At 54.3% G+C, this 24,569-nt stretch carries 17 protein-coding genes, 4 tRNA genes and 3 rRNA genes; 7 read left to right on the top strand and 17 right to left on the bottom strand.

The genetic code is table 11. The annotated features are described in order from the left end of the window. Positions 1 to 137: 137 nt before the first annotated feature. Positions 138 to 467, bottom strand: a complete 330-nt coding sequence (trxA, locus tag MC50_RS09235; protein ID WP_004869525.1) for a thioredoxin TrxA — start codon at positions 465 to 467, stop codon at positions 138 to 140. 342 nt (positions 468 to 809) lie between these two features. Between trxA and rhlB the strand changes: the two genes are divergently transcribed. Then, the gene (gene rhlB, locus MC50_RS09230) at positions 810 to 2,075 is read left to right on the top strand and encodes an ATP-dependent RNA helicase RhlB (RefSeq protein ID WP_004869522.1); all 1,266 of its coding nucleotides are present in this window, start codon (positions 810 to 812) and stop codon (positions 2,073 to 2,075) included. An 8-nt stretch (positions 2,076 to 2,083) separates the two neighbouring features. Beyond that, positions 2,084 to 3,568: a guanosine-5'-triphosphate,3'-diphosphate diphosphatase gene (gene gppA / locus MC50_RS09225; RefSeq protein ID WP_015585415.1), complete on the top strand. Its 1,485-nt coding sequence runs from the start codon at positions 2,084 to 2,086 to the stop codon at positions 3,566 to 3,568. Between the two features lie 70 nt (positions 3,569 to 3,638). On the opposite strand, the gene rep is transcribed toward gppA, so the two are convergent. After that, positions 3,639 to 5,660, bottom strand: coding sequence for a DNA helicase Rep (gene rep / locus MC50_RS09220; RefSeq protein ID WP_032690054.1), 2,022 nt, complete (start codon positions 5,658 to 5,660; stop codon positions 3,639 to 3,641). A 112-nt stretch (positions 5,661 to 5,772) separates the two neighbouring features. Here rep and ppiC (MC50_RS09215) point away from each other — a divergent pair, with 112 nt between their 5' ends. Both ppiC (MC50_RS09215) and ppiC (MC50_RS09210) read left to right on the top strand, forming a co-directional pair. After that, positions 5,773 to 6,054, top strand: a complete 282-nt coding sequence (ppiC, locus tag MC50_RS09215) for a peptidylprolyl isomerase PpiC (protein WP_032690055.1) — start codon at positions 5,773 to 5,775, stop codon at positions 6,052 to 6,054. Positions 6,055 to 6,104: 50 nt separating this feature from the next. Then, entirely contained in the window at positions 6,105 to 6,386 is a 282-nt protein-coding gene (ppiC, locus tag MC50_RS09210; RefSeq protein WP_004869510.1) for a peptidylprolyl isomerase PpiC, read from the top strand. Positions 6,387 to 6,473: 87 nt separating this feature from the next. Here ppiC (MC50_RS09210) and ilvC read toward each other — a convergent pair whose 3' ends face one another. Next, positions 6,474 to 7,949, bottom strand: a complete 1,476-nt coding sequence (gene ilvC, locus MC50_RS09205; protein ID WP_005133363.1) for a ketol-acid reductoisomerase — start codon at positions 7,947 to 7,949, stop codon at positions 6,474 to 6,476. A 150-nt stretch (positions 7,950 to 8,099) separates the two neighbouring features. Here ilvC and ilvY point away from each other — a divergent pair, with 150 nt between their 5' ends. Next, positions 8,100 to 8,990, top strand: coding sequence for an HTH-type transcriptional activator IlvY (ilvY, locus tag MC50_RS09200; RefSeq protein ID WP_004869503.1), 891 nt, complete (start codon positions 8,100 to 8,102; stop codon positions 8,988 to 8,990). 70 nt (positions 8,991 to 9,060) lie between these two features. Here the strand turns inward: ilvY and ilvA are convergent, their stop codons facing one another. The 6 genes from ilvA to ilvL all read right to left on the bottom strand — a co-directional run bounded on the left by ilvA (position 9,061) and on the right by ilvL (position 15,631). Further along, on the bottom strand, positions 9,061 to 10,605 hold the full coding sequence (gene ilvA, locus MC50_RS09195; RefSeq protein ID WP_015585418.1) for a threonine ammonia-lyase, biosynthetic: 1,545 nt from the start codon (positions 10,603 to 10,605) through the stop codon (positions 9,061 to 9,063). A gap of 2 nt (positions 10,606 to 10,607) precedes the next feature. Further along, entirely contained in the window at positions 10,608 to 12,458 is a 1,851-nt protein-coding gene (ilvD, locus tag MC50_RS09190) for a dihydroxy-acid dehydratase (RefSeq protein WP_032697961.1), read from the bottom strand. 87 nt (positions 12,459 to 12,545) lie between these two features. Next, positions 12,546 to 13,475: a branched-chain-amino-acid transaminase gene (ilvE, locus tag MC50_RS09185; RefSeq protein ID WP_004869492.1), complete on the bottom strand. Its 930-nt coding sequence runs from the start codon at positions 13,473 to 13,475 to the stop codon at positions 12,546 to 12,548. A gap of 16 nt (positions 13,476 to 13,491) precedes the next feature. After that, positions 13,492 to 13,749 (bottom strand): acetolactate synthase 2 small subunit, encoded by a 258-nt coding sequence (gene ilvM, locus MC50_RS09180; protein ID WP_004869489.1) that lies wholly within the window; start codon positions 13,747 to 13,749, stop codon positions 13,492 to 13,494. Next, positions 13,746 to 15,392: an acetolactate synthase 2 catalytic subunit gene (gene ilvG, locus MC50_RS09175; RefSeq protein ID WP_032690057.1), complete on the bottom strand. Its 1,647-nt coding sequence runs from the start codon at positions 15,390 to 15,392 to the stop codon at positions 13,746 to 13,748. The genes ilvM and ilvG overlap by 4 nt, the downstream gene beginning before the upstream one ends. Positions 15,393 to 15,532: 140 nt before the next feature. Continuing rightward, positions 15,533 to 15,631, bottom strand: a complete 99-nt coding sequence (gene ilvL, locus MC50_RS09170; protein ID WP_001311244.1) for an ilv operon leader peptide — start codon at positions 15,629 to 15,631, stop codon at positions 15,533 to 15,535. Between the two features lie 365 nt (positions 15,632 to 15,996). Here ilvL and MC50_RS09165 point away from each other — a divergent pair, with 365 nt between their 5' ends. After that, positions 15,997 to 17,517: a YifB family Mg chelatase-like AAA ATPase gene (locus MC50_RS09165; RefSeq protein ID WP_046853280.1), complete on the top strand. Its 1,521-nt coding sequence runs from the start codon at positions 15,997 to 15,999 to the stop codon at positions 17,515 to 17,517. A gap of 24 nt (positions 17,518 to 17,541) precedes the next feature. On the opposite strand, the gene MC50_RS09160 is transcribed toward MC50_RS09165, so the two are convergent. Continuing rightward, positions 17,542 to 17,880: a DUF413 domain-containing protein gene (locus tag MC50_RS09160; RefSeq protein WP_004869479.1), complete on the bottom strand. Its 339-nt coding sequence runs from the start codon at positions 17,878 to 17,880 to the stop codon at positions 17,542 to 17,544. Positions 17,881 to 17,998: 118 nt separating this feature from the next. Between MC50_RS09160 and hdfR the strand changes: the two genes are divergently transcribed. Then, on the top strand, positions 17,999 to 18,820 hold the full coding sequence (gene hdfR / locus MC50_RS09155; RefSeq protein ID WP_032690060.1) for an HTH-type transcriptional regulator HdfR: 822 nt from the start codon (positions 17,999 to 18,001) through the stop codon (positions 18,818 to 18,820). Between the two features lie 92 nt (positions 18,821 to 18,912). On the opposite strand, the gene MC50_RS09150 is transcribed toward hdfR, so the two are convergent. The 7 genes from MC50_RS09150 to MC50_RS09120 all read right to left on the bottom strand — a co-directional run bounded on the left by MC50_RS09150 (position 18,913) and on the right by MC50_RS09120 (position 24,369). After that, positions 18,913 to 18,988: transfer RNA gene (locus MC50_RS09150), tRNA-Trp, on the bottom strand. A 55-nt stretch (positions 18,989 to 19,043) separates the two neighbouring features. Beyond that, positions 19,044 to 19,120, bottom strand: a tRNA-Asp gene (locus MC50_RS09145). Between the two features lie 54 nt (positions 19,121 to 19,174). Beyond that, a 5S ribosomal RNA gene (gene rrf / locus MC50_RS09140) occupies positions 19,175 to 19,290 on the bottom strand. 93 nt (positions 19,291 to 19,383) lie between these two features. Continuing rightward, positions 19,384 to 22,290, bottom strand: a 23S ribosomal RNA gene (locus MC50_RS09135). A 206-nt stretch (positions 22,291 to 22,496) separates the two neighbouring features. Further along, positions 22,497 to 22,572 (bottom strand) — tRNA-Ala (locus tag MC50_RS09130). A 109-nt stretch (positions 22,573 to 22,681) separates the two neighbouring features. Further along, positions 22,682 to 22,758: transfer RNA gene (locus MC50_RS09125), tRNA-Ile, on the bottom strand. A gap of 71 nt (positions 22,759 to 22,829) precedes the next feature. Continuing rightward, a 16S ribosomal RNA gene (locus MC50_RS09120) occupies positions 22,830 to 24,369 on the bottom strand. Together the 16S, 23S and 5S rRNA genes with 4 tRNA genes alongside form the textbook arrangement of a ribosomal RNA operon. Positions 24,370 to 24,569 lie beyond the last annotated feature (200 nt).

Here is a 24,569-nt window from a genome sequence, read left to right as displayed (position 1 = left end):
GGGACGCTTCGGGTAAAACAAGATTCAAACAATAAGGTATGTTTAAAACGAAGTCTGAAGTTAACTTAGCACGACTCTAGCCGGGCGTCCAGAGTTCCGCTAAAAATAGGAACCCGGACGCCGGAATGGCAAACCGCTTACGCCAGGTTGGCGTCGAGGAAATCTTTCAGTTGGCCTTTAGACAGGGCGCCAACCTTCGTTGCCGCCACTTCGCCGTTCTTAAACAACAGCAGAGTCGGGATGCCGCGAATGCCGTATTTCGGCGCAGTACCCGGGTTCTGATCGATGTTCAGTTTAGCTACGGTCAGTTTGCCCTGATACTCTTCAGCGATCTCATCCAGAATCGGGGCGATCATTTTGCACGGACCGCACCACTCTGCCCAGAAATCGACGAGGGTTAGCCCGTCTGCCTTGAGTACGTCCGTGTCAAAACTGTCGTCAGTCAGGTGAATAATTTTATCGCTCATATTTAACTCCACAGGAATAAGCCTGGTGTGTTGGTGTCGCAGACATCAACGACGTGCCGATGCTACGTTATACACGTTATTGTTCAGGATGCTTCTATTACTGGCAACTGCGCGATCCGATCCCTCATGGACGTCGTCTTGCAGGAGCCAAAGCAAACCGCCTTCAAACCGTTCCCGGTAGATTAATTCTCCTCGACTCGCTGAGTAGTCTAAGCTTTCGAGGATTCATCAGGTTGCCGTAGATGCACCTTAAGTCATTTCGCGTATAGCCAACGAAAGGTTGACGTTATTTCAACGGATACGCTTTCTTAATGCAATAGTTAGCTGATATTCTACCACACTATGAGCAAAACACATTTAACAGAACAGAAGTTTTCCGACTTCGCCCTGCACCCGGCAGTGATTGAAGCCCTTGAAAAGAAAGGGTTTCATAATTGTACGCCCATTCAGGCACTCGCTCTTCCGCTAACGCTGGAAGGTCGTGATGTCGCCGGGCAGGCGCAAACCGGTACCGGAAAAACGATGGCGTTCCTGACGTCAACGTTTCATTACCTTCTCTCTCACCCGGCCAGCGCTGACCGCCAGGTAAACCAACCGCGTGCGCTGATCATGGCTCCTACGCGTGAGCTGGCGGTACAAATTCACGCTGACGCAGAACCGCTGGCTGCAGCCACTGGCCTGAAGCTGGGTCTTGCGTACGGCGGCGATGGCTACGATAAGCAGCTGAAAGTGCTGGAAAGCGGCGTCGATATTCTGATCGGTACCACCGGTCGTCTTATTGATTACGCCAAACAAAATCATATTAACCTTGGTGCGATTCAGGTCGTCGTGCTGGATGAAGCCGATCGCATGTACGATCTCGGCTTTATTAAAGATATCCGCTGGCTGTTCCGTCGTATGCCGCCGACCAATCAGCGTCTGAACATGCTGTTCTCCGCAACGCTTTCTTACCGTGTCCGCGAACTGGCGTTTGAACAAATGAACAACGCCGAATATGTTGAAGTCGAGCCGGAACAGAAAACGGGTCACCGGATTAAAGAAGAGCTGTTCTATCCTTCCAACGAAGAAAAAATGCGCCTGTTGCAGACGCTGCTGGAAGAAGAGTGGCCGGATCGCGCCATTATTTTCGCAAACACTAAACATCGTTGCGAAGATATCTGGGGCCACCTGGCAGCAGACGGTCATCGCGTCGGCTTGTTAACCGGCGACGTCGCACAGAAAAAGCGTCTGCGGATTCTTGAAGAGTTCACCCGTGGCGATATCGACATTCTGGTGGCGACTGACGTTGCTGCACGTGGTCTGCATATCCCGGCCGTCACGCACGTCTTTAACTATGACCTGCCGGACGACTGTGAAGATTATGTCCACCGTATCGGCCGTACCGGTCGCGCGGGCGCCAGCGGTCACTCAATCAGCCTGGCCTGCGAAGAGTACGCGCTGAATCTTCCGGCGATTGAGACCTACACCGGTCACTCTATTCCGGTCAGCAAGTACAACCCAGATGCACTTATGACAGATTTGCCTAAGCCGCTGCGCCTGACGCGCCCACGCACTGGCAATGGCCCGCGTCGCAGCGGTCCGCCTCGTAACCGTCGTCGTTCAGGTTAAATAAATCTATGCTCAGTTCCACCTCGCTTTATGCAGCTATCGATCTTGGTTCTAATAGCTTTCATATGTTGGTTGTACGCGAGGTGGCCGGGAGCATCCAGACGCTCAGCCGCATCAAACGCAAAGTGCGTCTGGCCGCTGGTCTGAACAGCGATAACACGCTCTCCGCGGAAGCGATGGAGCGTGGATGGCAGTGTTTGCGTCTGTTTGCCGAACGCCTGCAGGATATCCCCCCCATTCAAATTCGCGTTGTGGCGACCGCCACGCTGCGCCTGGCCGTCAATGCCGACGAGTTTTTAGCGAAGGCCCGGGAAATCCTCGGCTGTCCGGTGCAGGTCATCAGCGGTGAAGAAGAAGCCCGGCTGATTTATCAAGGCGTTGCACATACGACCGGCGGCGAAGACCGGCGCCTGGTGGTCGATATTGGCGGCGCCAGTACCGAACTGGTAACCGGCACGGGGGCACAGACTACCTCTCTGTTTAGCCTGTCGATGGGATGCGTCACCTGGCTGGAACGCTACTTCGCCGATCGTAACCTGACGAAAGAAAACTTCGATCTCGCCGAGAATGCGGCTCGGGAAGTTCTGCGTCCGATTACTGACATCCTGAATTACCACGGCTGGAAAGTTTGCGTCGGCGCATCCGGTACCGTTCAGGCTCTGCAGGAAATCATGATGGCGCAGGGAATGGACGAGCGTATCACCCTGGCTAAATTGCAGCAGCTCAAGCAGCGCGCGATTCAGTGCGGGCGCCTGGAAGAGCTGGAAATCGAAGGTTTAACCTTAGAACGAGCGCTGGTTTTCCCCAGCGGGCTGGCCATACTTATCGCCATTTTCAGCGAACTGAATATTCAGTGTATGACCCTCGCGGGCGGTGCGCTCCGTGAAGGCCTGGTTTACGGCATGCTGCATCTGTCCGTCGATCAGGATATCCGTAGCCGTACGCTGCGCAATATTCAACGCCGCTTTATGATCGACACCGAGCAGGCCCAGCGCGTCACCCAACTCGCAGCACATCTGGTGAATCAGCTGGACGATGCCTGGGAGCTGGAATCGCTCAGCCGCGAGCTGCTCGCCAGCGCCTGCGAGCTGCACGAAATTGGCCTGAGCGTCGATTTTAAACGCGCCCCGCAGCACGCCGCCTATCTGGTGAGCAACCTCGATCTCCCCGGCTTCACGCCGGCGCAGAAAAAACTGCTCGCGACGCTACTGCTCAACCAGACCAACACCATCGACCTCTCCTCGCTCCATCAACAAAATGCGGTGAAACCACGGGTTGCAGAGCACTTGTGTCGGCTGCTGCGTCTGGCGATCCTGTTTGCCAGCCGCCGTCGCGACGATCTGCTGCCGGCCATTTCACTGGCCGTCGACGGCGAGAAACTGGTGCTGACGCTGCCGGAGGGATGGCTGGAAAGTCATCCGCTGGGTCGGGAGATGGTGGAGCAGGAGTGCCAGTGGCAAAGCTATGTCCACTGGGCTCTCGAAGTGGCTTAATTCCGCCTGATAAGCAGCGGGTTCAGTAACATCTCCCCCGGTGTGTACCACCGGGAGATATGCGGTCGTCCTACTTCCCTTTCGCTTTTGCCAGCATCGCACGAATATTGGCGACGTTGGCCTGCCCTTTATGCATCCGCTCCTCCGGCGAGATAACCTTGCGCTCCTGCTCCCAGATCAGGTCATCCTGCGGCAGCTCCAGCAGAAAACGGCTGGGCTCAGGGCGCACCAGTTCTCCGTACTGACGGCGCTCTTTACACAGCGTGAAGGTCAGCTCTTTTTGCGCGCGGGTAATCCCGACATACGCCAGGCGGCGCTCTTCATCGACGTTGTCTTCATCGATGCTACTCTGATGCGGCAGCAGCCCCTCTTCCATACCCACCAGATAGACGTAGGGAAACTCCAGCCCCTTCGAGGCGTGCAGGGTCATCAACTGCACCTGATCCGACTCTTCATCAGACTCGCCGCGCTCCATCATATCGCGCAGGGTAAAACGAGTGACCACCTGGGTCAGGGTCATCGGCTCGTCTATGTCGCTGCCTTCAAGCATCTCCGTCATCCAGCTGAACAGCTGATTGACGTTTTTCATCCGCATTTCTGCGGCCTTCGGGCTTGGGGAGGTCTCATACAGCCAGGATTCATAATCCACTCCGCGAATCAGATCGCGCACCGCGGCGACCGGTTCGCGCTCCGCCAGGCGCTGGATGTCAGCCAGCCACTGGGTAAACCCGGTGAGCGCATCATAGCCGCGGCCGGTTAACGTCTGGTTGAGACCCATATCAAAACTGGCGGTAAACAAGCTCTTGTTACGGGTCATCGCCCACTCGCCCAGCTTTTGCAAGGTGGCCGGGCCGATTTCGCGTTTTGGCGTATTGACGATACGCAGGAAGGCGCTGTCATCATCCGGGTTAGTCAGCACGCGCAGATAGGCCAACAGGTCTTTAATCTCGGGCCGTGAAAAGAACGACGTACCGCCCGAAATTTTGTACGGGATGCGGTTTTGCATCAGCATCTTTTCAAAGACCCGCGACTGATGGTTGCCGCGGTAGAGAATGGCGTAATCTTTATATTGCGTCTTATTGATAAAGTGATGGGCGATCAGTTCCCCGGTCACCCGTTCCGCTTCATGCTCTTCGTGGTTTGCTGAAAGCACTTTAAGCTCTACGCCATATCCCAACTCGGAAAACAGGCGTTTTTCGAAGACGTGCGGGTTGTTGGCAATCAGGATGTTAGCGGCTTTTAGTATGCGCCCGGAAGAACGGTAGTTCTGTTCCAGCTTGATCACCTGCAGCGCCGGGAAATCCTGGCTCAGCAGGACCAGGTTCTGCGGCCGGGCCCCGCGCCAGGAGTAGATCGACTGGTCATCATCGCCGACGACGGTAAAGCGCGCACGCTGCCCCACCAGCAGCTTCACCATCTCATACTGACTGGTGTTGGTATCCTGATATTCATCCACCAGCAGATAGCGAATCTTGTTCTGCCAGCGTTCGCGCACCTCTTCATTGCGCTGTAACAGCAGGGTCGGCAACAGGATCAGATCGTCAAAATCCAGCACGTTGCAGGCCTTCATATGGCCATCATAGAGCCCGTAGCAGTGGGCAAAGATCCGCTCCCGTTCACCCTTTGCGCCTGCCGCGGCCTGCGCCGGGGTTTGCAGATCGTTTTTCCAGTTGGAGATCGTCGAGATCAGCTGCTGCAACACGACTTTATCGTCGTCGATCAGCCCTTCGGTCAGCTCTTTAAGCAGTGCAACCTGGTCGGTATCATCGAACAGAGAAAAGTTAGATTTCATCCCTAGCGCAGCATACTCACGCTTAATAATATCCAGCCCCAGGGTATGGAAGGTGGAAATCATCAGGCCCCGCGCCTCTTTGCGCCCCAGCGTTTGCCCGACACGTTCTTTCATTTCACGTGCCGCTTTGTTGGTAAAGGTTACCGCCGCAATATGGCGCGCCTGATAGCCGCACCCGCGGATCAGGTGAGCGATTTTATTGGTGATAACGCGGGTCTTACCGGAACCGGCGCCCGCCAGCACCAGGCACGGTCCGGTAACAAATTCGACGGCTTGTTGTTGGCCAGGGTTTAAACGCATGGGAGTCTTGCTCAATCTTCGAACGGGGTGGGGATTGTAGCAGAAAGCCGGGTGGAGATTTACCGGCTAATGGTAAAGTGTTGGCAACACCGATAATCCAGAGAACAAAACAATGGCAAAGTCAGCAGCAGCCCTGCATATCCTGGTAAAAGAAGAGAAACTGGCGCAGGAGATCCTCGCTAAACTGGAGCGAGGCGTCAGCTTCGATCACCTGGCAAAGCGCTATTCGAAATGCCCCTCCGGGCGCAACGGTGGCGATCTCGGTGAGTTTACGCAGGGAGCGATGGTCGGGCCGTTTGATAAAGCCGTCTTCACCTGCCCGCTGCTAAAACCCTACGGACCGGTAAAAACGAAGTTCGGCTACCACATCATTAAGGTGCTCTACCGCCGTTAGCGCATGCTAATATTGCCGTCTGATTCATCGTAAATTATCAAGGTACGATCATGGCAAAAACAGCGGCAGCAATGCACATCCTGGTGAAAGAAGAGAAACTGGCACTCGACCTGCTGGAGCAGATTAAAAACGGCGCCGATTTCGAGAAGCTGGCGAAAAAGCACTCCACTTGTCCGTCAGGTAAAAAGGGCGGTCATTTAGGCGAGTTCAAACAGGGTCAGATGGTTCCGGCATTTGATAAAGTCGTCTTCTCCTGCCCTGAGCTGGAGCCGACCGGTCCGCTGCACACTCAGTTCGGCTACCACATCATCAAAGTCCTGTACCGCAAATAAAAAGCCGGGTGGCGGCTACGCCTTACCCGGCCTACATCTTGCGGTTTTGTAGGTCGGGTAAGGCGTAGCCGCCACCCGACAATCTGCTTAACCTGCTACCGCGATGCGTTTCATATCAGTCATATAGCCGCGCAGTTTCTTACCAACCTGCTCAATAGCGTGGCCGCGAATCGCTTCATTCACGTCGCGCAGCTGAGCGTTGTCTACCGCGCCTTCGGCAATTGCTTTGCCCAGGTCGCCGGTCTGCAGGGTAGTCATGAACTCTTTCAGCAGCGGTACGCAGGCATAAGAGAACAGGTAGTTACCGTATTCTGCGGTATCGGAGATAACCACGTTCATTTCGTACAGACGCTTACGCGCGATGGTGTTCGCGATCAGCGGCAGCTCATGCAGTGATTCGTAGTAAGCAGACTCTTCGATGATGCCGGAATCAACCATGGTTTCGAACGCCAGCTCAACGCCCGCTTTCACCATCGCGATCATCAGAACGCCTTTATCGAAGTACTCCTGCTCGCCGATTTTACCTTCAAACTGCGGGGCGGTCTCGAACGCGGTTTTACCGGTCTCTTCACGCCAGGTCAGCAGTTTCTTATCATCGTTGGCCCAGTCAGCCATCATGCCGGAGGAGAATTCGCCGGAGATGATGTCATCCATATGTTTCTGGAACAGCGGCGCCATGATCTCTTTCAGCTGTTCGGACAGCGCATAAGCACGCAGTTTCGCCGGGTTAGACAGGCGATCCATCATCAGGGTGATACCGCCCTGCTTCAGCGCTTCAGTGATGGTTTCCCAGCCGAACTGAATCAGTTTTTCGGCGTATGCCGGATCGGTACCTTCTTCCACCAGCTTGTCGAAGCACAGCAGAGAACCAGCCTGCAGCATACCGCACAGAATCGTCTGCTCGCCCATCAGGTCAGATTTCACTTCCGCAACAAAGGAAGATTCCAGAACGCCCGCACGGTGACCACCGGTTGCTGCGGCCCAGGCTTTAGCAATCGCCATGCCTTCACCTTTCGGGTCGTTTTCCGGGTGAACCGCGATCAGCGTCGGTACGCCGAAACCACGTTTGTACTCTTCACGCACTTCGGTACCCGGGCACTTCGGCGCCACCATCACAACGGTGATGTCTTTACGAATCTGCTCACCCACTTCGACGATGTTGAAGCCGTGGGAGTAGCCCAGCGCCGCGCCATCTTTCATCAGCGGCTGAACGGAACGCACAACGTCGGAGTGCTGTTTGTCCGGCGTCAGGTTAACCACCAGGTCAGCCTGTGGGATCAGCTCTTCGTAGGTCCCCACTTTGAAGCCGTTTTCGGTCGCTTTACGCCAGGATGCGCGCTTTTCAGCAATCGCTTCTTTACGCAGCGCATAGGAGATATCCAGACCGGAATCACGCATGTTCAGGCCCTGGTTCAGACCCTGCGCGCCACAGCCGACAATGACCACTTTTTTACCCTGAAGGTAGCTGGCGCCATCAGCGAATTCGTCGCGGCCCATAAAGCGACATTTACCCAGCTGCGCCAGCTGCTGGCGCAGATTCAGTGTATTAAAGTAGTTAGCCATGGTGATACCTCGTGATGTTGTACTGTCTTATTGTTCGGTTCGCTTTTGCGAGAATGAACTTACTATATGACAGGAAATTTATTGCGGAAATTGATATATTCACAACGTCACGTTGCAATTTCTGCAATGCAAAACCGTGGAGTACGGAGTGTGGATTTACGCGATCTGAAAACCTTCCTGCATCTGGCCGAAAGCCGCCATTTTGGCCGCAGCGCGCGGGCGATGCACGTCAGCCCCTCCACCCTTTCGCGCCAGATCCAGCGCCTGGAAGAAGATCTCGGGCAGCCGCTGTTTGTTCGCGATAACCGTACCGTCACCTTGACCGAAGCTGGCGAAGAGCTGCGCCTGTTCGCACAGCAGACGCTGCTACAGTACCAGCAGCTTCGTCATGCCATCGATCAGCAAGGCCCTTCGCTTTCCGGCGAGCTGCATATCTTCTGCTCGGTGACGGCAGCCTACAGTCATCTGCCGCCGATTCTCGATCGCTTCCGCGCGGCTCACCCTTCGGTGGAGATTAAGCTTTCCACCGGCGATGCCGCGGATGCAATGGAGAAAGTTGTCACCGGCGAGGCCGATCTGGCGATTGCCGGCAAGCCGGAAACGCTGCCGGGCTCCGTGGCGTTTTCGATGCTGGAAAACCTGGCGGTTGTGCTGATCGCCCCGGCATTGGCCTGTCCGGTACGCACCCAGGTGAGCCAGGAGAAGCCCGACTGGTCAACCGTACCGTTTATCATGGCCGATCAGGGGCCGGTGCGCCGCCGCATCGAACTGTGGTTTCGCCGCCATAAAATCAGCAATCCCTCGATTTACGCCACCGTGGGCGGCCATGAAGCGATGGTGTCGATGGTCGCGCTCGGCTGCGGCGTGGCTTTAATTCCGGAAGTGGTACTGGAGAACAGTCCGGAACCGGTACGCAATCGCGTGATGATTTTAGAGCGCAGCGATGAGAAAACGCCGTTTGAACTAGGCGTGTGCGCACAAAAAAAGCGGCTGTATGAGCCGCTTATTGATGCTTTCTGGTCGATTCTGCCGAACCACTGATATTTGGCGCACACGCCTTACCTGGCCTGTAATCTGATTGTAGGCCCGATGAGCGCAGCGCCATCAGCCATTAGCCCGCGAGAAAGAACCTGAACGCCGGGTTATTGGTTTCATCGTGGCAGTCATAGCCCAGCTCATGGAGTCGGGTTTCGAAATCCGGCTCATGATCGCCAAGCTCGAACGCCGCCAGCACGCGGCCATAATCGGTTCCGTGGCTGCGATAGTGGAACAACGAGATGTTCCAGTGGGTCCCTAACGTATGCAGGAACTTGAGCAACGCCCCCGGTGATTCGGGGAATTCGAAGCTGAACAGTCGCTCCTGCAGCGGTTTTGACGGCCGCCCACCGACCATATAGCGCACATGAAGTTTCGCCATTTCGTCATCAGAAAGATCGACAACGCTATAGCCGCCTTCGTGCAGCAGACTCAAAATCTCTTTGCGTTCTTCCAGACCGCGGCTCAGACGAACCCCGACAAAAATGCAGGCGTCTTTGGCATCAGCAAAACGGTAGTTGAACTCGGTCACTGAACGGCCACCCAGCAGCTGACAAAACTTCAGGAAGCTGCCCTTCTCTTCAGGAATGGTCACCGCCAGCAGCGCTTCACGTTGCTCTCCCAGCTCGCAGCGTTCGGAGACGTAGCGCAGGCCGTGGAAGTTAACGTTGGCCCCGGAAAGCACATGTGCCAACCGCTCGCCGCGGATATCATGCTGCGCGATATACTTTTTCATTCCTGCCAGCGCCAGCGCACCAGACGGTTCAGCCACGGCGCGAACATCTTCGAACAGATCTTTCATCGCCGCACAAATCGCATCGCTGTCGACGGTGACGATATCATCAAGATACTCCTGGCAGAGGCGGAAGGTCTCGTCGCCGATACGTTTCACCGCCACGCCTTCGGCAAACAGCCCGACGCGCGGCAGATCGACCGGATGTCCGGCATCCAGCGCGGCTTTCAGACAGGCGGAGTCCTCTGCTTCCACCGCGATCACTTTGATCTGCGGCATCAGCTGCTTGATCAGCACCGCTACGCCTGCGGCAAGCCCACCGCCGCCAACCGGGACAAACACGCGGTCCAGGTGTGCATCCTGCTGTAGCAGCTCCAGCGCCAGCGTGCCCTGCCCGGCAATCACCATCGGGTGGTCAAACGGCGGGACCCAGGTGAAGTTCTGCTGTTGCGCCAGCTCGATGGCTTTCGCTTTCGCTTCATCAAAATTAGCGCCGTGCAGCAGTACCTCACCGCCAAAGTTACGTACGGCATCCACTTTGATGTCCGCCGTGGCAACCGGCATGACGATCAGCGCCTTCACGCCAAGACGCGATGCCGAGAACGCAACCCCCTGGGCGTGGTTGCCCGCAGAAGCGGTAATCACTCCCTGCGCTTTTTGCTCTTCCGTCAGGCCTGCCATCATTGCGTAGGCCCCGCGCAGCTTGAAGCTATGAACCGGCTGGCGATCTTCACGCTTCACCAGAATCACGTTATCAAGACGCGACGAGATTTTTTCCATTTTTTGCAACGGCGTAATCTGCGCCGCTTCATAGACCGGTGCGCGCAGCACCGCCCTGAGATATTCCGCCCCTTCGGGGGCGGCAGACAGGGGTTGTGATTCAGCCATCATTAACCCCCCAGTTTTGATTTATCGCGAACCGCGCCCTTATCGGCGCTGGTTGCCAGGCTGGCGTACGCGCGGAGTGCAAAGGAGACCTGACGTTCACGTGCTTTCGGCGTCCAGGCACGATCGCCGCGGGCCTCTTGTGCTTCACGACGCGCGGCGATTTCGGCATCGCTCAGCTGCAGCTGAATACCCCGGTTCGGAATATCAATGGCAATCATATCGCCGTCTTCAATGATCGCGATATTGCCGCCGCTGGCTGCTTCCGGTGAGACGTGGCCAATCGACAGACCCGAGGTACCGCCGGAGAAACGCCCATCGGTGATCAGCGCACAGGCTTTACCCAGACCCATGGATTTCAGGAAGGTCGTCGGATAGAGCATTTCCTGCATTCCCGGACCGCCCTTCGGCCCTTCGTAGCGAATAACCACGACGTCGCCCGCCACCACTTTACCGCCCAGGATCGCGTCGACGGCTTCATCCTGGCTTTCATAGACTTTCGCCGGGCCGGTGAATTTCAGAATACTGTCATCCACCCCTGCGGTTTTAACAATACAGCCGTTTTCCGCAAAGTTGCCGTACAGAACCGCCAGACCGCCGTCTTTGCTGTAAGCATGCTCCAGTGAACGGATACACCCTTCGGCACGATCGTCGTCCAATGTATCCCAGCGGCAGTCCTGCGAGAACGCCTGAGTCGTCCGGATACCCGCCGGGCCGGCGCGGAACATTTTTTTCACCGCGTCATCTTTAGTCAGCATGACATCATATTGATCGAGCGTTTGTGGCAGAGTCAGACCGAGAACGTTTTTCACCTCGCGGTTCAGCAGCCCGGCACGATCGAGCTCGCCGAGAATCCCCAGTACGCCGCCCGCACGGTGCACATCTTCCATATGGTACTTCTGCGTGCTCGGCGCCACTTTACACAACTGCGGAACCTTGCGGGACAGCTTATCGATATCACTCATAGTGAAGTCGATTTCCGCTTCCTGCGCGGCGGCCAGCAGGTGCAGAACGGTATTCGTCGAACCGCCCATGGCAATATCCAGGGTCATGGCGTTTTCAAACGCCGCTTTGCTGGCGATGTTGCGCGGCAACGCGGATGCATCATCCTGCTCGTAATAGCGCTTAGTCAGCTCAACGATGCGTTTCCCCGCGTTGAGGAACAGCTCCTTACGGTCGGCGTGTGTCGCCAGCAGAGAGCCGTTACCCGGCTGGGACAGACCCAGCGCTTCGGTCAGGCAGTTCATCGAGTTGGCGGTAAACATCCCCGAACAGGAACCACAGGTCGGACAGGCGGAACGCTCGACCTGCTCACTCTGTTCGTCGGAGACTTTTGGATCCGCCCCCTGAATCATCGCATCGACAAGGTCGAGTTTGATGATTTTGTCAGAAAGCTTGGTTTTCCCGGCTTCCATTGGGCCACCGGAGACAAAAATCACCGGAATATTCAGGCGCAAGGACGCCATAAGCATCCCCGGGGTGATTTTGTCACAGTTGGAAATGCAGACCATGGCATCGGCGCAGTGCGCGTTAACCATGTACTCAACCGAGTCGGCGATCAGTTCACGGGATGGCAGTGAATAAAGCATACCCCCATGCCCCATGGCGATCCCATCATCCACCGCGATGGTGTTAAATTCTTTGGCAACGCCGCCTGAGGCTTCAATCTGCTCAGCAACCAGCTTACCCAGATCGCGCAGATGTACGTGACCCGGTACAAATTGGGTGAAGGAGTTAACAACGGCGATAATCGGCTTACCGAAATCAGCATCGGTCATCCCGGTTGCGCGCCACAGCGCGCGGGCACCCGCCATATTACGGCCGTGAGTGGTGGTGGCGGAACGGTACTTAGGCATGCTTTAGTTACTCCCAGTCTCTGTGACATGGGGCGCTGCGTGCCACCCCATTTTTTTATGCTTATGCTTGAAATATGACGGGTATGTTTATTGGTTAACCTGATCCAACCAGCCCCATTTATCCTCGGTTTCACCGGTGAAGAGACCAAAGAAAGCTTGCTGAATACGCTTGGTGACCGGGCCGCAGCGACCTTCGCCAACCTGAATACCGTCAACGCTGCGCACCGGAGTGATTTCCGCAGCAGTACCAGACATAAAGACTTCATCAGCCAGATACAGAGATTCACGGGACAGCACCTGCTCGCGGACTTCAATATCCAGATCTTTTGCCAGTTTAATGATCGCGTCGCGGGTAATGCCCGGCAGCGCAGAAGAGGTAAATGGCGGAGTGAACAACACGCCATCTTTCACTTCAAACAGGTTCTCACCCGCACCCTCGGAGATATAGCCGTTAACGTCCAGCGCGATCCCTTCCTGATAACCATGGCGGCGCGCTTCGCTACCAACCAGCAGGGAAGAGAGGTAGTTACCCCCGGCTTTTGCCGCGGTCGGGATGGTATTGGGCGCGACACGGTTCCAGGAAGAAACCATCGCATCGATCCCCTGATCCAGCGCTTCAGCGCCAAGATAAGCTCCCCACGGGAACGCCGCGATGATCACGTCAGTGCTGTATCCCGCAGGCGGGTTAACACCCATGCCAACGTCGCCAACAAAGACCAGTGGACGAATATACGCGCTGGTCAGGTTATTTTTGCGGATAACTTCGCGGCAGGCTTCCATCAACTCATCAATGCTTTGAGAGACCGGAAAACGATAGATTTTGGCTGAGTCATGCAGACGCTGCATATGTTCGCGATGACGGAACACCACCGGTCCTTTATGTGAGTCGTAGCAACGGATGCCTTCAAACACGGAAGTGCCGTAGTGAAGCGCGTGAGACATCACGTGAACCTTCGCCTCTCCCCACGGAACCATCTCGCCGTTGAACCAAATGTAATCAGCTTTTTTCGTCGTCATTTTTCTTCCCTTGCGCTTATGCGCGGATTTGTTGTGATGTTGGTTGCTGGATCTCGACGCAGGCGACGTCGACCAGCTTACTTAATTGACTAAACAGTAATTCGACGGGCCGCTGGCTGGCAACGGTCAATTCAATATTTATGTTGCCGGCATCTGCCGCGGTTTCCATATTCATGGAACAAACCTGAAAGCCACGGTGACGTACCACGCGCAGCACGCGTTCTAAGGTTTCCGGATTGAAGCGAGCCTGCAAAGCGACCTGATGTTGCATCATGATAATTTCTCCAGCATTTCTGCATTACTGGCACCGGGCGGTACCAACGGCCAGACGTTCTCAAGCTCATCGATTGAGACATGAAGCAGGTATGGCCCCTGGCTCGAAAGCATGGTGTCGAGAGCCGCTTCAACCTGGTCTTTACGGGTGATGTGCTGTCCAGGAATGCCGAAAGCGCTGGCCAGCGTGACAAAATCGGGATTATCGGTGAGGGTGGTTTCGCTATAGCGCTCCTCGAAAAACAGCTGCTGCCACTGACGCACCATGCCTAAACGCTGGTTATCCAGTAACAGGATCTTCAACGGCAGCTGTTTACGCTTCACGGTACCCAACTCCTGCACGTTCATCATGAACGAACCATCGCCGGAGACGCAGATAACGGTATCGTTCGGACGTGCAACTTGAGCGCCAACCGCAGCCGGCAGGCCAAAGCCCATCGTGCCCAGACCGCTGGAGGTAATAAAATTCTCAGGGCGTGTATAGGTCATATGCTGCGCTGACCACATTTGATGTTGACCCACGTCGGTTGTCACAACGCTATCGGCCGGCTTACGGTCGGAGAGCTGTTTGAGCAACAGTGGTGCGTAAATACCCTCACCCGGATGGTCGTAGCGCCATGCGTGCTCGTCACGCAGCGCCTGATTATGCTGGCGCCAGGCGTCGATAGTCAGCGGCTTCTGCAACGCTGGCAGCAATGTATTCAGATCGCCCGCCAGGGCAACATGTGCCTGACGCAGCTTGTTCAGCTCCGCCGGATCGATATCCAGATGGATAACTTTGGCGTGCGGAGCAAAGGTATTCAGCTTCCCGGTAACACGGTCATCGAAGCGGGCGCCAACGGCGATCAGCAGGTCACATTCCTGTACCGCCAGATTGGCCGCTTTGGTGCCGTGCATCCCCAGCATGCCCAGATAGTACGGATAGGCCGCATCAACGGCCCCCAGACCTTTCAGCGTGCAGGTGGCCGGCATTTGCGTAATGGCGATAAATTCGCGCAACGCAGGCACCGCCTGCGCCATGCCCACGCCACCGCCGACGTACAGCATCGGTTTTTGCGCGGCAGCTAACATCTGCAGCGCCTGCTCAACTTCTGCATGGGGGAAGGCAATGTCGTTATCAACCGTCGAGAAATACGGTTCAAGCTCACCCTTCGCCAGCTGGATATCTTTCGGGATATCAACCAGAACCGGGCCTGGGCGGCCAGAGTTTGCGACCTGGAAAGCTTCAGCGATCACTCGCGGCAGTTCTTCCAGCGACTGCACGAGAAAACTATGTTTCGTACAGGCCAGTGATAAACCAAGGACGTCCACTTCCTGGAAAGCATCGGTGCCGATAAACGGCGCCGCGACCTGACCAGTGATGGCGACAACAGGGACAGAGTCCAGTAACGCATCAGCCAGGCCGGTGATCAGGTTCGTCGCACCTGGACCTGATGTGGCGATGCACACGCCGGTTTTGCCGGTGGCGCGAGCATAGCCGATAGCTGCCATGGCCGCTCCTTGCTCGTGGCGGCACAACAGGTGTTCCACGCCGCCGTCATACAATGCATCGTAAACCGGCATAATCGCGCCACCAGGATAGCCAAAAACCGTGTCGACCCCCTGTGCCCGCAAAGCATGTACTACCCACTGTGCCCCATTCATAGTTAGTTCCCCGTCATAGATCGGGAGAAACAGAATTTTATGCTTTTCGTCATTGTCTGCTCCTCGCTTATCATTTTTAAGTTATAAAAAAACCCCCGGACCTTTCGGTGCGGGGGTCTTAGTTCGTTAAGGCTTGATTTCTAAGCCTTTCCTCGTCCAAGTGCAGCCCCGCACGGTGGGATAATAATCACCACCACGCTAATCACGACCAGGCTAATCACTCGTAGAAGGGCTGTCATTTTCTGTACTTTCTGGCTTCTTGTTCGAAGGAATACCTAAAGAGTTACCACAGACATCACAATAAACACAAGATTTTTTTATACATCACTTACTGATCGCGCTAACAGTTTTTTGTAAAACAATTGTTTTTAATAGAAAAAATATAAAATGAAAAAAATTCAATTTATCACCCTTTTCTATGACGATGCGGCGGTTTCCGGCAATACGCTATTTCACCATGATGGCCGTCTGCGATGCTGCTTCCATCATGAGTGAAATGTCACAATAACCGGTGATATTCGCTGGAACATGGCGTGTAAAATACATTTCTTACTCATTACTGCCCCTTTTTCTGCCGACATAATGCCCGTACTCAGGAGGCATTATGTCACTCGCGATTATTTACACACGGGCTGCTTTCGGTATCAGTGCCCCACTTATTACGATCGAAATACATATCAGCAACGGGCTTCCCGGGTTAACCATGGTAGGGCTTCCTGAAACCACGGTAAGAGAGGCTCGCGACCGGGTACGCAGCGCGATAATTAACAGCGGCTATACGTTTCCGGCCAAAAAGATCACCATCAATCTGGCCCCTGCTGATTTGCCAAAAGAAGGCGGGCGATACGATCTCCCCATCGCTCTCGCGCTTCTGGTCGCGTCGGAGCAGCTAGATGCGTCCAGGTTGAATCAATATGAGTTTATCGGCGAGCTCGCGCTCACAGGGGCGCTACGCGGCGTTCCTGGCGCTATCTCCAGTGCAATGGAGGCAATAAAAGCCGGGCGACAAATTATCGTCGCCGAGGATAACGCTGCAGAAGTGGGACTCATTGAGGGCCACGAGTGTCTTGTCGCCGGGCATCTGCAGGAAGTGTGTGCTTTTCTCGAGGGACGCCATGCGCTCAATCCTTCCATACCGGAGGAAGAACTTCCTGATGACCCTCTACCTGATCTGAGCGATGTTATTGGCCAGCAGCAAGGAAAACGGGCGTTGGAAATCGTTGCCGCAGGGGGTCATAACCTGCTGTTAATTGGCCCTCCTGGAACAGGAAAAACCATGCTTGCCAGCCGGTTGCCAGGTCTTCTGCCACCGTTAAGCAATCAAGAGGCGCTCGAAAGCGCCGCCATTCTTAGTCTGTTGAGTCGCCATCGCGCAACAAAACAGTGGCGCCGGCGGCCGTTTCGCAGTCCGCATCACAGCGCTTCTCTCGCGGCAATGGTAGGGGGTGGTTCAATCCCGATACCCGGAGAGATCTCGCTGGCACACAACGGGGTGCTATTTCTCGATGAACTACCGGAGTTTGAACGCCGGGTGTTGGATGCTTTGCGGGAGCCGATAGAGTCAGGGAAAATACATATTTCACGAACGCGTGCGAAAATTGACTATCCGGCACATTTTCAGCTTATTGCGGCTATGAATCCCAGCCCCACCGGGCATTACCAGGGTCATCATAATCGCGCATCACCGGAACAAACCTTACGCTATCTGGGTCGCCTGTCCGGGCCGTTCCTCGACCGGTTCGACCTCTCGCTGGAAATTCCTCTACCGCCTCCAGGCGTGCTCAGCCAGGCAGTCTCTGGCGTGGAAAATAGCGCCAGCGTGAGGAAGCGGGTTCTCGCCGCCCGAGACAAACAGCTGGCCCGGCAGGAGAAACTCAATGCCCATCTGGAGAGTAACGAAATGAAAATCTGGTGTCCGCTCAGTAAAGAGGATGCTATCTGGCTGGAACAGGTACTATCGCAGCTGGGGCTTTCTATCCGCGCCTGGCAGCGTCTGCTGAAAGTCGCCCGGACCATCGCCGACATAGGGGGGGAACCCTGTATTGAGCGCTACCACCTGCAGGAGGCCCTAGGTTATCGGGCGATAGACAGGATGCTGAACCATTTGCAAAAACTCATGGCATAAAAAAAGGGCTTACGCCCTTTTTTGTTAATCATCGCTTTCGGTGTAATCTTCAGCGCCTTCAACCTGCGGTTTCCCGCCGGACAGCGTATGAAAACGCTTAGGCCGCTTAATACGCGCCATATACTTAATCCAGACGCGTTCCATTTCCGTGGCTGGCTCACGTTCACCACGACATACCGAAACAAACTGTTTTTCATCTTCGGTGACAGGTTCGCGTTTACCCAGTTCCAGTTCGTTAAGAGCATAACCATGCTGTTCCAGCAGTTGTGCCTCTTTGATGGTGAAATCACCATGACGGGAGAACCCGCGCGGATAATGTTTATTATCGAAAAAACGATTAGTCGTCATAAAGCTTTCCGCCATCCTACACGCTCCTGATTCTTTGGCCGAGCTATTTATGGCGCGGAGTATTAGTTACGCTTGACAGAGTGTAAAACAAAAGATTTAAATCATTACGACAAATAATTTTGCGGAGAAGAGTGTGGATACGGAATTGCTCAAAACTTTCCTTGAGGTGAGCAGAACTCGCCACTTTGGACGAGCAGCAGAGGCGCTTTATCTGACGCAGTCGGCCGTCAGCTTTCGTATTCGTCAGCTGGAAAACCAGCTTGGCGTGAACCTTTTTACCCGCCATCGCAATAACATCCGCCTGACGTCAGCCGGCGATAAACTCCTTCCTTATGCCGAAACCCTGATGAACACCTGGCAGGCGGCGCGAAAAGAGGTTGCGAATGCTTCCCGGCACAATGAATTTTCAATTGGCGGCAGCGCATCTTTGTGGGAATGCATGCTTAACGGATGGCTGGGGAAGCTCTACAAAGAGCCCTGTAACCTGCAGTTTGAAGCGCGGATTGCACAGCGACAATCGCTTGTTAAACAGTTACATGAACGACAGCTTGATCTACTGATCACGACAGAATCCCCGAAAATGGACGAATTAAGCAGCCAGTTACTCGGTAATTTCACCCTGGCACTCTACTGCGCCTCGCCATTTAAAACTAAGAATGAATTGAATTATCTGCGCCTGGAATGGGGTCCGGACTTCCAACAAAATGAGGTCGGACTAATTGGCAGTGATGATGTTCCTCTGCTGACAACCAGTTCCGCTGAACTGGCCTATCAGCAACTTGCTGCGCTCAACGGTTGCACATGGCTACCGACACGCTGGGCAAAGGATAAAAGCGGCCTGCATACGGTGACGGACAGTACAACGCTATCCCGGCCCCTGTACGCTATCTGGCTACAAAACAGCGATAAACAGGTACAGATCCGCGAAATACTGAAGACAAACATACTGGAATAATGCGTACCTCCAGGGACGGAGGATGCTGGAAGATTTTGGGGATGGAAAATAACAGACAAAAAAAATCCTTTGCCTGAGCAAAGGATTATATATGGCAGGGGCGGAGAGACTCGAACTCGCGACACCCGGTTTTGGAGACCGGTGCTCTACCAACTGAGCTACGCCCCTAAATCTCTTACTATTAAGCCCGCTAATTAATTTAGCAGGCTTAACTTTTAATAAGTGGCGGAACGGACGGGACTCGAACCCGCGACCCCCTGCGTGACAGGCAGGTATTCTAACCGACTGAACTACCGCTCCACCGAATTTTTCTACAACTACTGATTTTTACATCAGCTTACTGCGTAATTTGATGCCTGGCAGTTCCCTACTCTCACATGGGGAGACCCCACACTACCATCGGCGCTACGGCGTTTCACTTCTGAGTTCGGCATGGGGTCAGGTGGGACCACCGCGCTATCGCCGCCAGGCAAATTCTGTCATCACCCCGCATTCCTGCGCAGTGACATAATCTGTATCAGGCTGAAAATCTTCTCTCTTCGCCAAAACAGCTTCGGCGTTGTAAGGTTAAGCCTCACGGTTCATTAGTATCGGTTAGCTCAACGTATCGCTACGCTTACACACCCGACCTATCAACGTCGTCGTCTTCAACGTTCCTTCAGGACTCTCAAGGAGTCAGGGAGAACTCATCTCGGGGCAAGTTTCGTGCTTAGATGCTTTCAGCACTTATCTTTTCCGCATTTAGCTACCGGGCAATGCCATTGGCATGACAACCCGAACACCAGTGATGCGTCCACTCCGGTCCTCTCGTACTAGGAGCAGCCCCCCTCAATTCTCCAGCGCCCACGGCAGATAGGGACCGAACTGTCTCACGACGTTCTAAACCCAGCTCGCGTACCACTTTAAATGGCGAACAGCCATACCCTTGGGACCTACTTCAGCCCCAGGATGTGATGAGCCGACATCGAGGTGCCAAACACCGCCGTCGATATGAACTCTTGGGCGGTATCAGCCTGTTATCCCCGGAGTACCTTTTATCCGTTGAGCGATGGCCCTTCCATTCAGAACCACCGGATCACTATGACCTGCTTTCGCACCTGCTCGCGCCGTCACGCTCGCAGTCAAGCTAGCTTATGCCATTGCACTAACCTCCTGATGTCCGACCAGGATTAGCTAACCTTCGTGCTCCTCCGTTACTCTTTGGGAGGAGACCGCCCCAGTCAAACTACCCACCAGACACTGTCCGCAACCCGGATCACGGGTCTACGTTAGAACATCAAACATTAAAGGGTGGTATTTCAAGGTTGGCTCCACGCAGACTGGCGTCCACACTTCAAAGCCTCCCACCTATCCTACACATCAAGGCTCAATGTTCAGTGTCAAGCTATAGTAAAGGTTCACGGGGTCTTTCCGTCTTGCCGCGGGTACACTGCATCTTCACAGCGAGTTCAATTTCACTGAGTCTCGGGTGGAGACAGCCTGGCCATCATTACGCCATTCGTGCAGGTCGGAACTTACCCGACAAGGAATTTCGCTACCTTAGGACCGTTATAGTTACGGCCGCCGTTTACCGGGGCTTCGATCAAGAGCTTCTCCTTACGGATAACCCCATCAATTAACCTTCCGGCACCGGGCAGGCGTCACACCGTATACGTCCACTTTCGTGTTTGCACAGTGCTGTGTTTTTAATAAACAGTTGCAGCCAGCTGGTATCTTCGACTGATTTCAGCTCCATGAGCAAGTCACTTCACCTACCATCAGCGTGCCTTCTCCCGAAGTTACGGCACCATTTTGCCTAGTTCCTTCACCCGAGTTCTCTCAAGCGCCTTGGTATTCTCTACCTGACCACCTGTGTCGGTTTGGGGTACGATTCGTTGTTACCTGATGCTTAGAGGCTTTTCCTGGAAGCAGGGCATTTGTTACTTCAGCACCGTAGTGCCTCGTCATCACACCTCAGCGTTAAAAGAAGTCCGGATTTACCTAAACTTCCCGCCTACATGCTTAAACCGGGACAACCGTCGCCCGGCTAACATAGCCTTCTCCGTCCCCCCTTCGCAGTAACACCGAGTACAGGAATATTAACCTGTTTCCCATCGACTACGCCTTTCGGCCTCGCCTTAGGGGTCGACTCACCCTGCCCCGATTAACGTTGGACAGGAACCCTTGGTCTTCCGGCGAGCGGGCTTTTCACCCGCTTTATCGTTACTTATGTCAGCATTCGCACTTCTGATACCTCCAGCAACCCTCACAGGCCACCTTCAACGGCTTACAGAACGCTCCCCTACCCAACAACGCATAAGCGTCGCTGCCGCAGCTTCGGTGCATGGTTTAGCCCCGTTACATCTTCCGCGCAGGCCGACTCGACCAGTGAGCTATTACGCTTTCTTTAAATGATGGCTGCTTCTAAGCCAACATCCTGGCTGTCTGTGCCTTCCCACATCGTTTCCCACTTAACCATGACTTTGGGACCTTAGCTGGCGGTCTGGGTTGTTTCCCTCTTCACGACGGACGTTAGCACCCGCCGTGTGTCTCCCGTGATAACATTCTTCGGTATTCGTAGTTTGCATCGGGTTGGTAAGTCGGGATGACCCCCTAGCCGAAACAGTGCTCTACCCCCGAAGATGAGTTCACGAGGCGCTACCTAAATAGCTTTCGGGGAGAACCAGCTATCTCCCGGTTTGATTGGCCTTTCACCCCCAGCCACAAGTCATCCGCTAATTTTTCAACATTAGTCGGTTCGGTCCTCCAGTTAGTGTTACCCAACCTTCAACCTGCCCATGGCTAGATCACCGGGTTTCGGGTCTATACCCTGCAACTTAACGCCCAGTTAAGACTCGGTTTCCCTGCGGCTCCCCTATACGGTTAACCTTGCTACAGAATATAAGTCGCTGACCCATTATACAAAAGGTACGCAGTCACCCCATAAAGAGGCTCCCACTGCTTGTACGTACACGGTTTCAGGTTCTTTTTCACTCCCCTCGCCGGGGTTCTTTTCGCCTTTCCCTCACGGTACTGGTTCACTATCGGTCAGTCAGGAGTATTTAGCCTTGGAGGATGGTCCCCCCATATTCAGACAGGATACCACGTGTCCCGCCCTACTCTTCGAGTTCACAACGTGTGCATTTTAGTGTACGGGGCTATCACCCTGTACCGCCGGACTTTCCAGACCGTTCCACTAACACACGCGCTGATTCAGACTCTGGGCTCCTCCCCGTTCGCTCGCCGCTACTGGGGGAATCTCGGTTGATTTCTTTTCCTCGGGGTACTTAGATGTTTCAGTTCCCCCGGTTCGCTTCGTTAAGCTATGTATTCACTTAACGATAGTGTGTCGAAACACACTGGGTTTCCCCATTCGGAAATCGCCGGTTATAACGGTTCATATCACCTTACCGACGCTTATCGCAGATTAGCACGTCCTTCATCGCCTCTGACTGCCAGGGCATCCACCGTGTACGCTTAGTCGCTTAACCTCACAACCCGAAACTGTTTCGTAAAACAGTCCGCGTTGCGAAAATTTGAGAGACTCGAACACACCATTTTTCCTTTCCTATTACGGAGAAAGGAAACAGTGCGTCGTTTCAATTTTCAGCTTGATCCAGATTTTTAAAGAGCAAAACTTCGCAGCATACCTTTTCAGGTACACTCTGAAGTTTTCTTGTTTTGCAGCAGTAAAGGATGGTGGAGCTATGCGGGATCGAACCGCAGACCTCCTGCGTGCAAGGCAGGCGCTCTCCCAGCTGAGCTATAACCCCATCGTAATTTCTCTCTCTGTTTACCGTAATTCGATATCGGGCAAGGCGTGGTGATACGAAGCATACTGAAGTATGTGAGTATCGCCATAACGCAGCACGGTAGCGAATTTGGTAGGCCTGAGTGGACTTGAACCACCGACCTCACCCTTATCAGGGGTGCGCTCTAACCACCTGAGCTACAAGCCTGCAGAGATTTTTTACTGCTTATTTTTCATCAGACAATCTGTGTGGACACTACAAAGGCAGGTTCTTTCAGGTAAGGAGGTGATCCAACCGCAGGTTCCCCTACGGTTACCTTGTTACGACTTCACCCCAGTCATGAATCACAAAGTGGTAAGCGCCCTCCCGAAGGTTAAGCTACCTACTTCTTTTGCAACCCACTCCCATGGTGTGACGGGCGGTGTGTACAAGGCCCGGGAACGTATTCACCGTAGCATTCTGATCTACGATTACTAGCGATTCCGACTTCATGGAGTCGAGTTGCAGACTCCAATCCGGACTACGACATACTTTATGAGGTCCGCTTGCTCTCGCGAGGTCGCTTCTCTTTGTATATGCCATTGTAGCACGTGTGTAGCCCTACTCGTAAGGGCCATGATGACTTGACGTCATCCCCACCTTCCTCCAGTTTATCACTGGCAGTCTCCTTTGAGTTCCCGACCGAATCGCTGGCAACAAAGGATAAGGGTTGCGCTCGTTGCGGGACTTAACCCAACATTTCACAACACGAGCTGACGACAGCCATGCAGCACCTGTCTCAGAGTTCCCGAAGGCACCAAAGCATCTCTGCTAAGTTCTCTGGATGTCAAGAGTAGGTAAGGTTCTTCGCGTTGCATCGAATTAAACCACATGCTCCACCGCTTGTGCGGGCCCCCGTCAATTCATTTGAGTTTTAACCTTGCGGCCGTACTCCCCAGGCGGTCGACTTAACGCGTTAGCTCCGGAAGCCACTCCTCAAGGGAACAACCTCCAAGTCGACATCGTTTACAGCGTGGACTACCAGGGTATCTAATCCTGTTTGCTCCCCACGCTTTCGCACCTGAGCGTCAGTCTTTGTCCAGGGGGCCGCCTTCGCCACCGGTATTCCTCCAGATCTCTACGCATTTCACCGCTACACCTGGAATTCTACCCCCCTCTACAAGACTCAAGCTTGCCAGTTTCAAATGCAGTTCCCAGGTTGAGCCCGGGGATTTCACATCTGACTTAACAAACCGCCTGCGTGCGCTTTACGCCCAGTAATTCCGATTAACGCTTGCACCCTCCGTATTACCGCGGCTGCTGGCACGGAGTTAGCCGGTGCTTCTTCTGCGAGTAACGTCAATCGCTAAGGTTATTAACCTTAACGCCTTCCTCCTCGCTGAAAGTACTTTACAACCCGAAGGCCTTCTTCATACACGCGGCATGGCTGCATCAGGCTTGCGCCCATTGTGCAATATTCCCCACTGCTGCCTCCCGTAGGAGTCTGGACCGTGTCTCAGTTCCAGTGTGGCTGGTCATCCTCTCAGACCAGCTAGGGATCGTCGCCTAGGTGAGCCATTACCCCACCTACTAGCTAATCCCATCTGGGCACATCTGATGGCATGAGGCCCGAAGGTCCCCCACTTTGGTCTTGCGACGTTATGCGGTATTAGCTACCGTTTCCAGTAGTTATCCCCCTCCATCAGGCAGTTTCCCAGACATTACTCACCCGTCCGCCGCTCGTCACCCGAGAGCAAGCTCTCTGTGCTACCGCTCGACTTGCATGTGTTAGGCCTGCCGCCAGCGTTCAATCTGAGCCATGATCAAACTCTTCAATTTAAGTTTGATGCTCGTGAATTAAACTTCGTAATGAATTACGTGTTCACTCAGAGACTTGGTATTCATTTTTCGTCCGAGGACGTTAAGAATCCATGTCACTTTGAGTGCCCACACAGATTGTCTGATAAATTGTTAAAGAGCAGTGCGACGGCGCTGAGCGCTCTGTCGCGAGGTCCCGTATAATACGTTTTCCTCATTCA

The sequence above is a fragment of the Klebsiella planticola genome (assembly GCF_000783935.2).
In the GTDB taxonomy this organism is placed as follows: domain Bacteria; phylum Pseudomonadota; class Gammaproteobacteria; order Enterobacterales; family Enterobacteriaceae; genus Klebsiella; species Klebsiella planticola.
Note: the sequence above shows the minus strand (reverse complement) of the source record. Positions and strands in the feature narration are given on the sequence as shown.

Bases quoted from the DNA above. Each gene is read 5' to 3' on its own strand.
- MC50_RS09160 (WP_004869479.1), bottom strand. From the start codon at position 17,880: ATGGCGGAAAGCTTTATGACGACTAATCGTTTTTTCGATAATAAACAT.
- rhlB (WP_004869522.1), top strand. From the start codon at position 810: ATGAGCAAAACACATTTAACAGAACAGAAGTTTTCCGACTTCGCCCTG.
- ilvA (WP_015585418.1), bottom strand. From the start codon at position 10,605: ATGGCTGAATCACAACCCCTGTCTGCCGCCCCCGAAGGGGCGGAATAT.
- trxA (WP_004869525.1), bottom strand. From the start codon at position 467: ATGAGCGATAAAATTATTCACCTGACTGACGACAGTTTTGACACGGAC.
- ilvC (WP_005133363.1), bottom strand. From the start codon at position 7,949: ATGGCTAACTACTTTAATACACTGAATCTGCGCCAGCAGCTGGCGCAG.
- gppA (WP_015585415.1), top strand. From the start codon at position 2,084: ATGCTCAGTTCCACCTCGCTTTATGCAGCTATCGATCTTGGTTCTAAT.
- ilvD (WP_032697961.1), bottom strand. From the start codon at position 12,458: ATGCCTAAGTACCGTTCCGCCACCACCACTCACGGCCGTAATATGGCG.
- ilvE (WP_004869492.1), bottom strand. From the start codon at position 13,475: ATGACGACGAAAAAAGCTGATTACATTTGGTTCAACGGCGAGATGGTT.
- rep (WP_032690054.1), bottom strand. From the start codon at position 5,660: ATGCGTTTAAACCCTGGCCAACAACAAGCCGTCGAATTTGTTACCGGA.
- ppiC (WP_032690055.1), top strand. From the start codon at position 5,773: ATGGCAAAGTCAGCAGCAGCCCTGCATATCCTGGTAAAAGAAGAGAAA.
- ilvM (WP_004869489.1), bottom strand. From the start codon at position 13,749: ATGATGCAACATCAGGTCGCTTTGCAGGCTCGCTTCAATCCGGAAACC.
- ilvG (WP_032690057.1), bottom strand. From the start codon at position 15,392: ATGAATGGGGCACAGTGGGTAGTACATGCTTTGCGGGCACAGGGGGTC.
- ilvL (WP_001311244.1), bottom strand. From the start codon at position 15,631: ATGACAGCCCTTCTACGAGTGATTAGCCTGGTCGTGATTAGCGTGGTG.
- MC50_RS09165 (WP_046853280.1), top strand. From the start codon at position 15,997: ATGTCACTCGCGATTATTTACACACGGGCTGCTTTCGGTATCAGTGCC.
- ppiC (WP_004869510.1), top strand. From the start codon at position 6,105: ATGGCAAAAACAGCGGCAGCAATGCACATCCTGGTGAAAGAAGAGAAA.